14 protein-coding genes and 1 riboswitch are annotated in these 14876 nt (G+C 69.9%); of the genes, 11 read left to right on the top strand and 3 right to left on the bottom strand.

Annotation, left to right across the window (positions count from 1 at the left end):
• Window positions 1–125 precede the first annotated feature (125 nt).
• On the top strand, window positions 126–1400 hold the full coding sequence (locus ACIQOU_RS24980) for an Ig-like domain-containing protein (protein ID WP_401539145.1): 1275 nt from the start codon (window positions 126–128) through the stop codon (window positions 1398–1400).
• Window positions 1401–1456: 56 nt separating this feature from the next.
• On the opposite strand, the gene ACIQOU_RS24975 is transcribed toward ACIQOU_RS24980, so the two are convergent.
• Complete coding sequence (locus ACIQOU_RS24975; protein ID WP_401539143.1) at window positions 1457–1858, bottom strand: hypothetical protein; 402 nt, start codon at window positions 1856–1858, stop codon at window positions 1457–1459.
• Between the two features lie 178 nt (window positions 1859–2036).
• On the opposite strand from ACIQOU_RS24975, the gene ACIQOU_RS24970 reads away from it, so the two are divergent.
• The 6 genes from ACIQOU_RS24970 (at window position 2037) to ACIQOU_RS24945 (ending at window position 9158) form a co-directional block, all read left to right on the top strand.
• Complete coding sequence (locus tag ACIQOU_RS24970; RefSeq protein ID WP_401539141.1) at window positions 2037–2657, top strand: heme-copper oxidase subunit III; 621 nt, start codon at window positions 2037–2039, stop codon at window positions 2655–2657.
• 81 nt (window positions 2658–2738) lie between these two features.
• Complete coding sequence (locus ACIQOU_RS24965) at window positions 2739–3548, top strand: c-type cytochrome (RefSeq protein ID WP_401539140.1); 810 nt, start codon at window positions 2739–2741, stop codon at window positions 3546–3548.
• Window positions 3545–4603, top strand: coding sequence for a Rieske 2Fe-2S domain-containing protein (locus tag ACIQOU_RS24960; protein ID WP_401539139.1), 1059 nt, complete (start codon window positions 3545–3547; stop codon window positions 4601–4603). Before ACIQOU_RS24965 ends, ACIQOU_RS24960 begins: the two co-directional genes overlap by 4 nt.
• Window positions 4600–6234, top strand: a complete 1635-nt coding sequence (locus ACIQOU_RS24955; RefSeq protein ID WP_401539137.1) for a cytochrome bc complex cytochrome b subunit — start codon at window positions 4600–4602, stop codon at window positions 6232–6234. Before ACIQOU_RS24960 ends, ACIQOU_RS24955 begins: the two co-directional genes overlap by 4 nt.
• Window positions 6235–6374: 140 nt before the next feature.
• The gene (gene trpD, locus ACIQOU_RS24950; RefSeq protein ID WP_401539135.1) at window positions 6375–7439 is read left to right on the top strand and encodes an anthranilate phosphoribosyltransferase; all 1065 of its coding nucleotides are present in this window, start codon (window positions 6375–6377) and stop codon (window positions 7437–7439) included.
• A 74-nt stretch (window positions 7440–7513) separates the two neighbouring features.
• Window positions 7514–7630: riboswitch (SAM riboswitch) on the top strand.
• A gap of 163 nt (window positions 7631–7793) precedes the next feature.
• Window positions 7794–9158, top strand: a complete 1365-nt coding sequence (locus ACIQOU_RS24945) for an aminotransferase class V-fold PLP-dependent enzyme (protein ID WP_401539133.1) — start codon at window positions 7794–7796, stop codon at window positions 9156–9158.
• Window positions 9159–9560: 402 nt separating this feature from the next.
• Here the strand turns inward: ACIQOU_RS24945 and ACIQOU_RS24940 are convergent, their stop codons facing one another.
• Complete coding sequence (locus tag ACIQOU_RS24940) at window positions 9561–9842, bottom strand: Lrp/AsnC family transcriptional regulator (RefSeq protein WP_401539131.1); 282 nt, start codon at window positions 9840–9842, stop codon at window positions 9561–9563.
• Window positions 9839–10579 (bottom strand): rhomboid family intramembrane serine protease, encoded by a 741-nt coding sequence (locus tag ACIQOU_RS24935; RefSeq protein WP_401539130.1) that lies wholly within the window; start codon window positions 10577–10579, stop codon window positions 9839–9841. The genes ACIQOU_RS24940 and ACIQOU_RS24935 overlap by 4 nt, the downstream gene beginning before the upstream one ends.
• Before the next feature lie 156 nt (window positions 10580–10735).
• On the opposite strand from ACIQOU_RS24935, the gene ACIQOU_RS24930 reads away from it, so the two are divergent.
• The 4 genes from ACIQOU_RS24930 (at window position 10736) to ACIQOU_RS24915 (ending at window position 14848) form a co-directional block, all read left to right on the top strand.
• On the top strand, window positions 10736–10975 hold the full coding sequence (locus ACIQOU_RS24930; RefSeq protein ID WP_020137397.1) for a hypothetical protein: 240 nt from the start codon (window positions 10736–10738) through the stop codon (window positions 10973–10975).
• A gap of 36 nt (window positions 10976–11011) precedes the next feature.
• Entirely contained in the window at window positions 11012–12355 is a 1344-nt protein-coding gene (locus ACIQOU_RS24925; protein ID WP_401539128.1) for an NYN domain-containing protein, read from the top strand.
• Between the two features lie 235 nt (window positions 12356–12590).
• Window positions 12591–13625 carry an NlpC/P60 family protein gene (locus tag ACIQOU_RS24920; RefSeq protein ID WP_401539126.1) on the top strand — a complete coding sequence of 345 codons (1035 nt, stop codon included), beginning with the start codon at window positions 12591–12593 and terminating at the stop codon, window positions 13623–13625.
• A gap of 206 nt (window positions 13626–13831) precedes the next feature.
• Window positions 13832–14848, top strand: a complete 1017-nt coding sequence (locus tag ACIQOU_RS24915; protein WP_401539125.1) for an NlpC/P60 family protein — start codon at window positions 13832–13834, stop codon at window positions 14846–14848.
• Window positions 14849–14876 lie beyond the last annotated feature (28 nt).

Raw genomic sequence — 14876 nt, 5'->3', positions numbered from 1 at the left:
GTACCAGGTCGGTGAGCCCGGACACTCCGTCAGGAGAGTCCGGGCTCCTGCTTTTGCCGCACCGCCGGTCACTCGTCCGAGTTACCTGACGCGCCGGAGCTGACGCGACTCCTTAGCGTGACCTCATGACCCACTTGAGACCGGCGCACCCGCGCGCCCGCACCACCGTCAGCTGCACGCTGCTGGTGATCGCCCTCGGTGCGGGCGTCACCGCCTGCGGCAGCGACGGCGACCCGCTGTCCACCAAGCCGTACGACGCGTCGGACCAGATCTCCTTCAACGGCGTGACCGGCGGCCCCAAGAAGGCCAACCCGGACAAGCCCCTGGAGGTGACGGCGTCCCACGACGACGGCCGCATCACCGACGTCACCGCCACCGACGCCACCGGCCGCCGCGTGACGGGCGAACTGAGCGCCGACGGCACCCGCTGGCACTCCACCTCCCCGCTGGCCGCCAACGCCCGCTACACGGTGCGCGTGAGCACCGAGAACGACGACGGGGCGCCCGGCCGCAAGGTCCTCACCTTCGACACCAGCAAGCCCACCACCAAGAAGCGGCTGAACGTCGAGTTCGGACCGGACGCGGGCGAGTACGGCGTCGGCCAGCCCGTCACCGCCGAACTGAGCGAGCCCGTCAAGGACAAGGCCCAGCGCGCCATCGTCGAACGGGCCCTGCGGGTCGAGTCCAAGCCCGCGACGCAGGGCGCCTGGCACTGGGTCGACGACAAGGAACTCCACTACCGGCCCAAGGAGTACTGGCCGGCCCACGCGAGCATCCAGGTCCGCAGCGAACTGGACGGCGTCAAGATCAGCGACCGCCTCTGGGGCGCCGGCACCAAGCCGCTGAAGCTGACCACCGGGGACCGCGTCATCGCCGTCACCGACGCCGCCGCGCACTCCATGACGGTCTACAAGAACGGCGAGGAGATCAACGAGATCCCCGTCACCACCGGCAAGCCCGGCTTCGAGACCCGCAACGGCGTCAAGGTCGTGCTCGGCAAGGAGTACTTCGTACGGATGCGCGGCACCACCGTCGGCATCTCCTCGGGCTCCTCCGAGGGCTACGACCTGCCCGTGTACTACGCCACCCGGGTCACCTGGAGCGGCGAGTACGTACACGCCGCGCCCTGGTCGGTGGGGTCCCAGGGCTCCGCCAACGTCAGCCACGGCTGCACCGGCATGAGCACCGGCAACGCCGCGTGGTTCTACGAGAACGTCCAGGACGGCGACGTCGTCAAGGTCGTCAACTCCTACGGCGACGACATGGAGCCGTTCGGCAACGGCTACGGCGACTGGAACCTCGACTGGAAGGAATGGCGGGACGGCAGCGCCCTGGTGGCGGGCAAGCCCGACGGGCCCCGGCCCGAGGAGGCCGCCCGGCTGCGTCCGACAGCCGTGTGAGGAGCGCGCGAGGCGACGACGGCCCGCAGTCACCGACTACGGGCCGCCGCGCTCCGTCAGGCGCTGAGCGCGCTCTTCTCCCGCAACAGGGACGCGAGCGCGGAGGCGAACTCCACCGGGTCCACCGGCAGAGTGACCGCCGCGTCGGCCCGGCTCCAGGTGGCCAGCCACGCGTCCTGCGGACGCCCGATCAGCACCAGCGCCGGCGGACACCGGAAGATCTCGTCCTTGATCTGCCGGCACACCCCCATGCCGCCCATCGGCACCGCCTCGCCGTCCAGGACGCACACGTCGATGCCGCCCCGGTCCAGCTCCTTGAGGACGGCGGCCGGGGTCGCGCACTCCACGAACTCCACCAGCGGGACGTCCGGAGCCGGCCTGCGCCCGGTGGCCAACCGGACCTGTTCGCGGGTGGTGGAGTCATCGCTGTAGACCAACACCGTGGCAGTCGGCTGCATTCTTCCTCCGAGACGTCAGCGTCGTACGGACAGGACCGATGCGCCGGATGCTACTCCCTTGAACACCCCGTCAACACCTGTGGGAACAGGGCTTCGATGGGCCATCCGGGCAGTACACGAGGTACGGACACTCCGAACGGCACCCCCGGGAGTGAGGGCGGGATAAGCGACCGACATAATGTCGGTCGTGGCGACAGCAACGACAGTAGAAACCGGGCACGCGCACCCGTCGGTCAACCGGCCGAACCTCACCAGCGTCGGAACCATCATCTGGCTGAGTTCCGAGCTGATGTTCTTCGCGGCCCTCTTCGCGATGTACTTCACCCTGCGATCGGTGACCGGTCCGGATCACTGGAAGGAGATGGCGAGCCATCTCAACTTCCCGTTCTCCGCGACCAACACGACGATCCTGGTGCTCTCCTCCCTCACCTGCCAGCTCGGCGTCTTCGCGGCCGAGCGCGGGGACGTGAAGAAGCTCCGGGGATGGTTCATCGTCACCTTCATCATGGGTGCGATCTTCATCGGCGGTCAGATCCTGGAGTACACCGAGCTGGTCAAGAAGGACGGGCTCTCGCTCTCCTCCGACCCGTACGGCTCGGTCTTCTACCTGACCACCGGCTTCCACGGCATGCACGTGACGGGCGGCCTCATCGCCTTCCTGTTCGTGCTCGGCAGGACGTACGCGGCCAAGAGGTTCACGCACGAGCAGGCAACCGCGGCGATCGTCGTGTCCTATTACTGGCACTTCGTCGATGTCGTCTGGATCGGCCTCTTCGCGACGATCTACATGATCAAGTAGCCGGGCCCGATTCCCACGCGCGCACCCGAGGCGCACTTTCCAGAAGCATCGACGCAGAAGATCCTGACACCGGGGTAATCCGTGAAAAAGCTCTCCGCACGACGACGCCATCCGCTGGCGGCCGTCGTCGTCCTACTCCTCGCGCTGGCGGCCACCGGGGGGCTGTACGCCGTGTTCGCGCCCGCGAGCAAGGCGCAGGCCGATGAAACCGCCCAGTCCCTTGCCATCGACGAGGGCAAGAAGCTGTTCTCCGTCGGCTGCGCCAGCTGCCACGGAACCGGCGGTCAGGGCACCTCCGACGGTCCGAGCCTGGTGGGCGTGGGCGCCGCCGCCGTCGACTTCCAGGTCGGCACCGGCCGGATGCCGGCCCAGCAGCCCGGCGCGCAGATCCCGCGCAAGAAGGTCATCTACACGCAGGCCGAGATCGACCAGCTCGCCGCGTACATCTCCGCTCTCGGCGCCGGCCCGGCCATCCCGACGAAGTCCCAGTACGGGGCCGACGGTGCCGACATCGCCAAGGGCGGCGAGCTGTTCCGCACCAACTGCGCGCAGTGCCACAACTTCACCGGCAAGGGTGGTGCGCTGACGCACGGCAAGTTCGCGCCGACGCTCGAAGGCGTCGACCCGAAGCACATCTACGAGGCCATGCAGACCGGCCCGCAGAGCATGCCGTCGTTCAACGACACGATCCTCACCGCGCAGAACAAGAAGGACATCATCGCGTACGTCAACGCGGTCAACGGCGACGAGACCGTGAGCCCCGGCGGCCTGGAGCTGGGCGGCCTCGGGCCGGTCAGTGAAGGTCTGTTCGCCTGGATCTTCGGACTGGGTGCCCTGATCGCGGTCGCCGTCTGGGTCGCCGCTCGGACCGCAAAGGCCAAGAAGTCATGAGTAGCCAAGACATTCCAGAAGAGAACCTGCCCGCAGAGCAGGGCCACGCGCACGGTGCGGTGGGCGTCGCGGACGACAAGAACCCGTTCGCCGACCCGGGACTGCCGCCCCACGAGCACCGCATCCAGGACATCGACGAGCGGGCCGCCAACCGGTCCGAGCGCGCGGTCGCCCTGCTGTTCACGGTGTCGATGCTCGCGACCGTCGGCTTCATCGCCTCCTATGTGACGATCCCGCACGACAAGGCGATCTACGTCTTCCCGATCGGGCACATCAACGCGCTGAACTTCGCGCTGGGCCTGACCCTCGGCCTCGCGCTGTTCGCGATCGGCGCGGGCGCGGTCCACTGGGCCCGCACCCTGATGTCCGACGTCGAGGTCGCCGCCGAGCGGCACCCGATCGAGGCCCCGCCCGAGGTCAAGGCCCAGGTGCTGGCCGACTTCAAGCAGGGTGCCAAGGAGTCCGTGATCGGCCGTCGCAAGCTGATCCGCACCACGATGTTCGGCGCGCTGGCCCTGTTCCCGCTCTCCGGCGTCATGCTGCTGCGCGACCTGGGCCCGCTGCCCGGCACCAAGCTCCGGCACACCCTGTGGTCCAAGGGCAAGCTGCTCGTCAACATGAACACCAACGAGCCGCTGCGCGCCTCCGACGTCGCGGTCGGCTCGCTCACCTTCGCCAAGCCCGAGGGCCTGGAGGAGCACGACGAGGACTTCCAGACCGAGATCGCCAAGGCCGCCCTGATGATCGTCCGTATCCAGCCGGAGGACATCAAGGACAAGCGCGAACTCTCCTGGTCGCACGACGGCATCGTCGCCTACTCGAAGATCTGCACCCACGTCGGTTGCCCGATCTCCCTGTACGAGCAGCAGACGCACCACGTGCTGTGCCCCTGCCACCAGTCCACCTTCGACCTCTCCGACGGCGCCCGAGTGATCTTCGGTCCCGCCGGTCACGCCCTGCCGCAGCTGCGGATCGGCGTGAACGACGAGGGCTACCTGGAAGCGCTCAGCGACTTCCAGGAGCCCGTCGGTCCTGCATTCTGGGAGCGCGGATGAGCACCAACGAGAACACCGAGGCCCGCCGCGGCAAGGCACCGGCCGGCGAGCGTGTCGCCGACTGGGCGGACGGGCGGCTGGGGATCTACTCCCTCGCCAAGACCAACATGCGCAAGATCTTCCCCGACCACTGGTCGTTCATGCTGGGCGAAGTGTGCATGTACAGCTTCATCATCATCATCCTCACGGGTGTGTATCTGACGCTGTTCTTCCACCCGTCGATGAACGAGGTGGAGTACCACGGCAGTTACGTCCCGTTGCAGGGACAGCTGATGTCCGAGGCGTTCAACTCGACCATGCACATCTCCTTCGATGTGCGCGGTGGTCTGCTCATCCGGCAGATCCACCACTGGGCCGCGCTGATCTTCCTCGCCGGCATGTTCGTGCACATGATGCGGGTCTTCTTCACGGGTGCGTTCCGCAAGCCGCGTGAGGTCAACTGGCTCTTCGGCTTCCTGCTGTTCGTCCTGGGCATGTTCACCGGCTTCACCGGTTACTCGCTCCCCGACGACCTGCTCTCCGGCACCGGTGTCCGCTTCATGGAGGGCGCGATCCTGTCCGTGCCGATCGTCGGCACGTACATGTCGTTCTTCCTCTTCGGCGGCGAGTTTCCGGGCGGCGACTTCGTGGCCCGCTTCTACTCGATCCACATCCTGCTGCTGCCGGGCATCATGCTGGGCCTGATGGTGGCCCACCTGATCCTGGTCTTCTACCACAAGCACACCCAGTTCGCGGGCCCCGGCAAGACGAACAACAACGTCGTCGGCATGCCCCTGCTGCCCGTGTACATGGCGAAGGCGGGCGGCTTCTTCTTCCTGGTCTTCGGCGTCATCGCGGTCGTCTCGGCGATCGCCTCGATCAACCCGATCTGGGCCCTGGGCCCGTACCGTCCCGACCAGGTGTCCACCGGCGCCCAGCCCGACTGGTACATGGGCTTCTCCGAGGGCCTGATCCGCTTCATGCCGGGCTGGGAGATCAACTTCTGGGGCCACACCCTCGTCATGGGTGTGTTCGTCCCGCTGATCATCTTCCCGCTGGTCCTGGTCGCGATCGCGGTCTACCCGTTCATCGAGTCCTGGGTCACCGGCGACAAGCGCGAGCACCACATCCTGGACCGTCCGCGCAACGCCCCGACGCGCACCGCGTTCGGCGCCGCCTGGATCTCCTGGTACTTCGTGCTGCTCGTCGGTGGTGGCAACGACCTCTGGGCCACGCACTTCCACCTGTCGATCAACGCGATCACCTGGTTCGTGCGCGTCGGCTTCTTCGTGGTGCCGGTCCTCGTCTTCATCGCCACCAAGCGGATCTGCCTGGGCCTTCAGCGCCGGGACCGGGAGAAGGTGCTGCACGGTCGCGAGACCGGCACCATCAAGCGGCTGCCGCACGGTGAGTTCATCGAGGTGCACGAGCCGCTCAGCCAGGACGCGCTGCACACCCTCACCGCGCACGAGCAGTACCGCCCGGTGGAGATCGGCGGCACGGTCGACGAGAACGGCGTCGAGCGCAAGGTGAAGGGCACCGAGAAGCTGCGCGCCAAGCTCAGCGAGTCGTACTACGGCGCGGAGTCGCAGATTCCGAAGCCGACGGTCGAGGAGTACAAGGAGATCACCAGCGGCCACGGCCACCACTGATCACCACGTCGCCACACGACGACCGAAGGGCCCCCGTCCGCTCAGCGGACGGGGGCCCTTCGCCGTACCCGGCGCTGGATAGGGTGGCTCTCGTACCGACCCTTCCCGACGACTCTTCGAGATACGACCAGGAGCGGCTGATGAGCGCTGTGACCCCCGCTGGAGGCGACACCGCGGCGGGCCGTTCCTGGCCTGCCCTGCTGAACGGCCTGCTGGCCGGCCACGACCTGAGCGCCGACGACACCGCCTGGGCGATGGACCTGATCATGCGCGGCGAGGCCACCGACGCGCAGATCGCCGGGTTCGCGGTGGCGCTGCGCGCCAAGGGCGAGACCGTCGCGGAGATCAACGGCCTGGTCCGCACGATGTACGAGTACGCCCATGTGATCGAGGTACCGGGCCCCACCGTCGACATCGTCGGCACCGGCGGCGACGGCGCGAAGACGGTGAACATCTCGACGATGTCGGCGATCGTCGTGGCCGGCACGGGCGCCCGCGTCGTCAAGCACGGCAGCCGGGCCGCGTCCTCCGCGTCCGGGGCGTCCGACGTGCTGGGGAAGCTCGGCGTCAACCTCGACCTGTCCCTGGAACGGGTCCCGCAGGTCGCCGAGGAGGCCGGGATCACGTTCTGCTTCGCGGTGAAGTTCCACCCGGCGCTGCGTCATGTGGGCGCCGCCCGCGGCCAGTTGGGCATCCGCACGGTCTTCAACACGCTGGGTCCGCTGACCAACCCGGCCCGGGTGCGGGCCCAGGCCGTCGGGGTCGCCGACCCGCGGATGGCCCCGATCGTCGCCGGTGTCCTCGCCGAGCGCGGCAACTCCGCCCTGGTCTTCCGCGGCGACGACGGGCTCGACGAGCTGACGACGACGGCCACCTCCCGCGTCTGGCAGGTCCGTGACGGCAAGGTCGCCGAGGAACGCTTCGACCCGAGGGACGTCGGCCTCGACCTGGTCCCCGTGGAGGCGCTGCGCGGCGGCGACCCGGCGTACAACGCGGACGTCGCCCGCAGGCTCCTGGACGGCGCGACGGGCCCGGTGCGGGACGCCGTCGTACTGAACTCGGCGGCGGCCCTGGTCGCCCTGGAGGCGGAGGACGGGCCGCTGGCGGAACGGCTGCGGGCCGGGATGGCCAAGGCGGCCCACTCGATCGACTCCGGCGCCGCCGGGCGGGCCCTGGAACGCTGGGTCGCGGCCAGCAACGCCTGACGGAGCACCGTCGCGGTCCCGCGATCCGGACACGGGTTGCGGGACCCCGATCACTTCACGTACGTTTTTCCGCAGGTCATGAGTGACAGTCATGAGGCCCCGGCCGACTGTCCGGCAACCCTCCGTCCGTGGCGGGGTGCCCCGGGTGAAGACCAGGCCGTGGGCAGCGAGGTCCACGGCAAGCGCGGACCCCTCGTACCACCAGGGGTCCTGGTCGTCGAGGAGCATCCTGTGAGCAAGCGAATGCGCTAGGGCGTCGAGCCCCGCCTCCGCACACCCCTTTTTCTTTCCGCCCCGTGTTCGAGCCGAAGCCGCTCACACGGTGGTTCCCCCTGCTTCTCACAGGAGTTCGCCATGTCTGTCTCCACCGCCGCCGTCGACCAGGCCATTTGTACCCCGCTGCCGGTTCTGGGCCGAGATGTCACCGTCCCGCTCGTCACCGGCGGCGAGGTCGGCTACGCGGCCCTCGACTACGCGGCCAGCGCCCCGGCCCTCCAGCGGGTCTGGGACGACGTGGCCGCCTACGCCCCCTACTACGGCAGCGTCCACCGGGGTGCCGGCTACCTCTCGCAGCTCTCCACCGACCTCTTCGAGAAGGCCCGCGAGACGGTCGCGGAGTTCCTCGACTGCCGCGCCGACGACCAGCTGATCTTCACCCGCTCCACCACCGACTCCCTCAATCTGCTGGCCCAGGCCCTGCCCGCCGACTGCCAGGTCTTCGTCTTCGAGACCGAGCACCACGCCTCGCTGCTGCCCTGGAAGGACGCCCGGGTCAGCTACCTCGACGCCCCGCGCACCCCGCACCAGGCCGTCGAGACCCTGGAGCGCGCCCTCGCCGCCCGCGACCCCTACGGCCCCGCCCTGGTCTGCGTCACCGGCGCCTCCAACGTCACCGGCGAGCTGTGGCCGGTGCGTGAACTGGCCGCCGCCGCCCATGCCCACGGCGCCCGCATCGTCCTCGACGCCGCCCAGCTCGCCCCGCACCACCCGGTCTCCGTGCGGGACCTCGACGTCGACTGGGTCGCGTTCTCCGGCCACAAGCTCTACGCCCCGTTCGGCTCCGGCGTCCTGGCCGGGCGCGCCGACTGGCTCCAGGCCGCCGACCCCTACCTCGCCGGTGGCGGCGCCAGCCGCAAGGTCTCCCGGCGCGAGGACGGGGGAGTGGACGTGGAGTGGCACGACAGCGCCGCCCGCCACGAGGCCGGTTCCCCGAACGTCATCGGCGCCTACTCCATCGCCTCCGCCTGCAAGGCGCTCACCGAGGCCGGCTTCGACACCCTGGTCGCCCGCGAACGCCACCTCGTCGACCTCGTCAGGGCCGGGCTCGCCGAGGTGCCCGAGGTGCGGGTGCTGTCCCTCTTCGGCGACGACGCGCCCCGGGTCGGCGTGCTCTCCTTCGTCGTCGACGGCTGGAACAGCTCGCACTTCGCCGCCGCGCTCTCCGCCGAGTACGGCATCGGCGTCCGCGACGGCCTGTTCTGCGCCCACCCGCTGGTCCGCACCCTGCTGGGCACGGCCCCCGAGTCCCAGGGCGAGTGCGGCGCCCCCGAGGCGTCTCCCGGCGAGAAGTCCCTCAACGCCATCCGCGTCAGCTTCGGCGCGGGCACCCCGGACGAGCACATCGAGCGCTTCGTGGCCGCAGTCCGCGAACTGGTCACCAACGGCGCCCGCTGGACCTACCACACAGAAAACGGCCGCTGCGTCCCAGCAGTGAACTGACCCCGACGACGCACCACACCCCAGGCCAACCCACCCAACCTGGCGACATCCCGACGGCACATGGCGACGCCGCCAGGTCCAGCCAACCTGGCGGCGTCCCGACGGCACAGGGCGACGCCGCCAGGCCTGCCAACCCGGCGGCGTCCCGACGGCACATGGCGACGCCGCCAAGTCCAGCCAACCAAGGGGCGCGGGGAACTGCGCGACCAGCCACGACGCACCGTCAGCCGCACACGCACCGCACCCGGCACACGCGTCGCGCCGCACGCACCGTCAGCCGCACACGCACCGCACCCGGCACACGCGTCGCGCCCCGCACGCACCGTCAGCCGCACACGCGTCCCGCCCCGCACGCGCCGTGCCCCCTCACCCGGGGTGACTCAAGACCCCACCCGAGGGGACTCAGGAGTCCAGCCCGATGGCGAACGCGGCCTCCAGGTCGTGCTGGGAGTACGTCCGAAACGCCACGTGCGTATCCGTCGCCTCCACCCCAGGAATCTTGCTGATCCGCCCCGGAATCACATCGGCCAGATCCTCGTGCCGCCGCACCCGAACCATCGCGATCAAGTCATACGTCCCGGTCACGGAGAACACCTCACTCACCGTCTCCAGCGAAGCGACCGTCTCCGCGATCTCGGGAATCCGATCCACGCTGGTCTTGATGAGCACGATCGCGGTGATCACGGCTGGTTCTCTCCCTCGGGGGCCGGAACGGGGACGTCGTTCACTCTAGTCCGCCGGCACCCCACCCACGCGAAGAGGAACCCCAGCCCGAACCCCATGAGATGGGCGAGGTAGGCCACGCCTGGGCCGTCGTCGGCCTGGCCTGCCGCCAGCCACTGCAACCCCGCCCAGAACGGCAGCACGAGCCACGCCGGAAACCGCAGCGGCAGGAAGAACAGGAACGGCAGCAGACTGGTCACCCGGGCGCGGGGGAAGAGGAACAGGAACGCGCCGAGCACCGCAGAGATCGCCCCGGACGCGCCGACCAGTGACTGTTCCGAGGAGGCGTTGACGGCGGCGTACCCGAGCAGGGCGAGGTAGCCGGAGCCCAGGTAGAAGAGGGTGAAGCGGAGGCGTCCCATGCGGGCCTCGGTCATCGCCCCGAAGACGTAGAGGAAGAGCATGTTGCCCAGCAGATGCACCCAGCTGCCGTGCACGAACAGCGCGGTCGCTGGGGTGAGCGCCTCCCTGGGGGACCAGACGAACAGCTGTGCCGGTACGACACCCCAGTGCCGGAAGTACCGCTGCTGGACGGCGAGCAGCGCGTCACCGGTGCCGTAGCCGGGGTCGAGACCGGACGCCGGACTCATCGCGAAGGCCAGACAGCACAGGGCGATCAGCCCATGGGTGACCGGCGCCGAGGGTCTGCGGGCCAGGCCGGCCGCCCTGCCGACCGTCGTGCTCCAGTTGCTGATCATGACTACAGAGCATGACGTAACCGGATGCATCGGGCGATACCGCCTCGCCGCCGTGGACAGACGGGCGGCGACTCCCCCGCAGGCCGTAGGGTTACCGCGACACGCCCCGGAGAAGCTGGTGCGTCACGGAGACGAGAAGGAAAGCGAAAAGTGACGATGACGGTTCCCCTGCCGACCGCCTCGACGCGGTGGCGCTGCACGCTCTGTGGCAACCTCACGCGCTTCGATGTGACCCGCTCCTCGAAGGTCGTGGAGTACGTCCACCTCGACCTCGCCGGTGAGCCGAAGGTCGAGGAGCGCGAGGTGGTCAGTGAGACCATCGAGTCGGTGCGCTGCCGTTGGTGCAACGCGGTGGACCAGGTGGAACTCGTGGACAGGCCGGGCGCCGACTCCTGACGGAGCGGGCCCCGCACACGCATTGGGGTGTGACGGATGGTGGAGACCACAGGCGGGGAGCCGGGCGACGGCGCCGCCGAGGTGCTCGACCGTCCGCTGCCCGACGGCGTGCGCAGACGGGTCGTCCAGATCGTCGCGGACGGCTTCGGCGGGCTGACCGTCGCCGAGCTGCCCGCGCAGCTGCGGCAGTACGCCCGGTTCGCCCCCAACCGCCGGGCCAAGTTCGCGGGCAACGCGATGGCCTCGGCGTTGGAGACCGACCCGCTGTTCCGCCAGCGCATCGGCGAGAAGCTCAGGGAGGCGCAGCCGGAACTGGCCGCCGCCCTCGACAGCGGTGCCCCGCCGCCCGCCGCCGACCCGCTGGACGTGGCCGCCGCCGCCTATGTGCTGCGCCCCACCGACTGGGTCAAGCTCGTCACGGCGGCCGGCGAGGAGGCCCAGCGGGCCGACGCCGAACGCGCCGACGAGGAGAGCCGGGCCGAACTGGAGCGGCTGCGCGAGGAGTTGGCCGCCGCCCGGGAGCACACCCGGGCCGAGACCGAGCGCCTGCGCGTCGAGCTGGAGGCGGCCAGGAAGGAAGCGGAGTCCCTGCACCGCAAGCTCCGGGCCGCCCACAGCGACGTCAAGCGCGGCGAGGCGGCACTGCGCCGGACGCGGGCCGAGAGCGAGGCGGTGCGGGCCGAGGGGCAGACTCAGGTGTCCGCAGCGGAGAGCGAGTCCCGGCGTCTGAAGGCGCGGCTCGGTGAGGCGGAAGCGGCCCTGGAGGCCACCCGCAAGGCCGCCCGCGAGGGGCGCAGCGTCGAGGACATGCGGCTGCGGCTGCTCCTCGACACGGTCCTGGAGGCGGCTCAGGGGCTGCGCAGGGAGCTGGCGTTGCCGCCGGTCTCGCAGCGCCCCGCGGAGACCGTGGACGCCGTCGAGCCGGGGCGGATGACCCCGAAGGACATCGCGGCGCGGGCCCTGTCCGAGCACGATCCGGCCGTTCTCGACCAGCTTCTCGCGCTGCCCCAGGCGCACTTGGTGGTCGACGGCTACAACGTCACCAAGACCGGCTACCCCCAGATGCCCCTGGAGAAGCAGCGGTTGCGGCTGCTCGGCCAGCTCTCGCAGCTCGCCGCGCAGACCGGCGCCGAGGTCACCTGCGTCTTCGACGGCGCCGAACTGCTCTCGCCGGTGCTGCTCGCGCCGCCGCGCGGGGTGCGGGTGCTGTTCTCCAAGCCGGGCGTCACGGCCGACGAGTTGATCCGCCAGCTGGTGCGCGCCGAGCCGCCGGGGCGTCCGGTCATCGTCGCCTCGACCGACCGTGAGGTGGCCGACGGGGTGGCCCGCGCGGGTGCCCGTCCGGTCGCCTCCGCGATGCTCCTCAAGCGCCTCATCTGACCCCGCCTCCGGGTGCCTGTCTCAAACGTCGATGAACAGGTTTAATGCCCGAATTGATGGAATCGTCACGCAACGTAGCGTCAATTGAGCATTACTGCATGTGAGTTGAGTGCAAAGAATGCGGGCCGTGACCGACATTTTCCCCTCGGGGATTTGAACTGATCACAGAAACATCACTAGGGTCTGGGCTCGAACCTCCATACGGGTGATCACTCACATGAAGGAGCCCGCGTCCGTGGCGTCCCACCGTCGACCGAAGCAGCCGAGCCGCGCTCGGGTGACCGTGCTCACCACCGCAGCCGCAGCGGCGGTTGTCCTCAGCTCCCAGGCCGCCAACGCGGCACCCTCCGAGAAGCTGAGCAAGGACGAGGTCAAGTCCAAGGTCGACAAGCTCTACGAGCAGGCCGAGCAGGCCACCGAGAAGTACAACGGCGCCAAGGAGAAGCAGGAGAAGCTCCAGAAGGAGATCTCCACGATCCAGGACAACGTCGCCCGCGGCCAGGAAGAGCTGAACGGGCTGCGTGACTCCATAGGCCTGGCGGCCACCGCCCAGTACCGCTCCGGATCGATCGACCCCTCCCTCCAGCTGTTCCTGTCGTCGAACCCCGACGACTACCTGGACAAGGCGTCCGCCACCGACCAGCTCAGCAGCCAGCAGGTCGAGGCGCTGAAGAAGATCCAGGACAAGCAGCGCGAGCTGTCCCAGGAGCGCGCCGAGGCGTCCGACAAGCTCAAGGACCTCGCCTCCACCCGGACCGAACTGGGCAAGAAGAAGAAGGAAGTCCAAGGCAAGCTCGGCGAGGCGCAGAAGCTGCTCAACTCCCTGACGGCGAAGGAGCGCGCGGCCCTCGCCGCCGCCGACGCCCGCGCCAGCCGCTCCTCCAGCGAACGCGTCGACCTCGGCGACACCGGCTCCGCCTCCGGCCGCGCGAGCGCCGCGTTCGCCGCCGCCCAGTCCAAGATCGGCACCCCGTACGTCTACGGCGCCACCGGCCCGTCCTCGTACGACTGCTCGGGCCTGACCTCATGGGCCTACGCCCAGGCCGGCGTCACCATCCCGCGCACCTCCCAGGCCCAGGCCAACGCCGGTACACGGATCTACAACGTCAACGACCTCAAGGTCGGCGACCTGGTCATCTTCTACAGCGACCAGCACCACGTCGGCCTCTACGCGGGCAACGGCCAGGTGCTGCACGCCCCGCGCACCGGCACCGTCGTCCGGTACGAGTCGATCGGGAACATGCCGTTCCAGTTCGGCGTCCGGATCTGATCCCGCCGGCGACCGGCTTCCCGGGCGACACACCGCCCGAACGGGCGAATCCCGTGAGCCGTCGCTGACCCCACGCCCCGCCGATGACCTGCGTCAGAGGCGGGGCGTCACTGTGTGTGCGCACGGCGGTCTTTGGTAGACCCCCTGTCACGGGGCTACTGTCTGCCGCGTTTCCTCGTCCGCCAGCGGAAGGAGCGCGGCTTCCCGTGGGGTCCCATCGCCGCCTTGCACCGTCGTCCGGGTTCAACCGGGGGGCCGGCGCCGCCCTGTGCGCCCTGTCGGCCGCCGTCGCCGTGCTCGCCTCCGCACCCGCGGACGCCGCACCGCACACCGACACCCGAACCGAGGTGGACCGGCTCTACACGGCGGCCGAGAAGGCGACCGAGGCCTACAACCGGGCCGACGAACGCGCCGACCGCCTGCGCCACCACGTCGCCGACGCCCAGGACCTGATCGCCCGCCAGCAGCAGCGCGTCAACTCCCTGCGGGACTCGCTCGGTTCGCTGGCCGGCGCGCAGTACCGCTCCGGCGGCATCGACCCGACGATCGCGCTGCTGTTCTCCGACGACCCGGCCGACTACCTCGACAAGGCCGCCGTCCTCGGCCGCATCGACGCCCACGAGGCGGGCCGCCTCAAGGAACTCCAGTCGGCGCTGCGCGAACTCACCCAGGAGCGCGCCGAGGCGACCGGCGCCCTCGCCGAACTGGACCGCAGCCGCCAGGCCGTGGCCGTCCACAAGCGCACCGTCGAGAAGAAACTCGCCAAGGCCCGCCACCTCCTCAACGCCCTGCCCCGCGAGCAGCGCGCCGCCTACGACCGCGCCTCCCGTGGCACCCGCGAGGTGCTCCCCGACCTCGGCTCGGCGCTGCCCTCCTCGGGCCGGGCCGCGGCCGCCGTCGCCGCCGCCCGGTCCGCGCTCGGCCGACCGTACGTGTGGGGCGCCAACGGCCCCTCCGGGTTCGACTGTTCGGGCCTGATGCAGTGGTCGTACGGGCGGGCCGGGGTGGCGCTGCCGCGCACCTCGCAGGCGCAGCGGTTCGCCGGGCGGCAGATCCCGCTCTCCCAGGCCCGCCCCGGCGACCTGGTCACCTACCGCGCCGACGCCAGCCATGTCGCGATGTACATGGGCAACGGCCAGGTCATCCACGCCCCCTACCCCGGCGCCCCGGTCCGCTACGACCCGGTCGGCATGATGCCGGTCTCCTCCGTCACCCGCGTCTGACCCGATCCCGTCCGCCCCACTACGATCA

The sequence above is a fragment of the Streptomyces sp. NPDC091279 genome (assembly GCF_044757465.1).
In the GTDB taxonomy this organism is placed as follows: Bacteria; Actinomycetota; Actinomycetes; order Streptomycetales; family Streptomycetaceae; genus Streptomyces.
Note: the sequence above shows the minus strand (reverse complement) of the source record. Positions and strands in the feature narration are given on the sequence as shown.

Excerpts from the sequence above, each read along its gene's own strand:
- ACIQOU_RS24980 (WP_401539145.1), top strand. The coding sequence starts at position 126 with ATGACCCACTTGAGACCGGCGCACCCGCGCGCCCGCACCACCGTCAGC.
- ACIQOU_RS24975 (WP_401539143.1), bottom strand. The coding sequence starts at position 1,858 with ATGCAGCCGACTGCCACGGTGTTGGTCTACAGCGATGACTCCACCACC.
- ACIQOU_RS24970 (WP_401539141.1), top strand. The coding sequence starts at position 2,037 with ATGTCGGTCGTGGCGACAGCAACGACAGTAGAAACCGGGCACGCGCAC.
- ACIQOU_RS24960 (WP_401539139.1), top strand. The coding sequence starts at position 3,545 with ATGAGTAGCCAAGACATTCCAGAAGAGAACCTGCCCGCAGAGCAGGGC.
- ACIQOU_RS24955 (WP_401539137.1), top strand. The coding sequence starts at position 4,600 with ATGAGCACCAACGAGAACACCGAGGCCCGCCGCGGCAAGGCACCGGCC.
- trpD (WP_401539135.1), top strand. The coding sequence starts at position 6,375 with ATGAGCGCTGTGACCCCCGCTGGAGGCGACACCGCGGCGGGCCGTTCC.
- ACIQOU_RS24945 (WP_401539133.1), top strand. The coding sequence starts at position 7,794 with ATGTCTGTCTCCACCGCCGCCGTCGACCAGGCCATTTGTACCCCGCTG.
- ACIQOU_RS24935 (WP_401539130.1), bottom strand. The coding sequence starts at position 10,579 with ATGATCAGCAACTGGAGCACGACGGTCGGCAGGGCGGCCGGCCTGGCC.
- ACIQOU_RS24930 (WP_020137397.1), top strand. The coding sequence starts at position 10,736 with ATGACGGTTCCCCTGCCGACCGCCTCGACGCGGTGGCGCTGCACGCTC.
- ACIQOU_RS24925 (WP_401539128.1), top strand. The coding sequence starts at position 11,012 with ATGGTGGAGACCACAGGCGGGGAGCCGGGCGACGGCGCCGCCGAGGTG.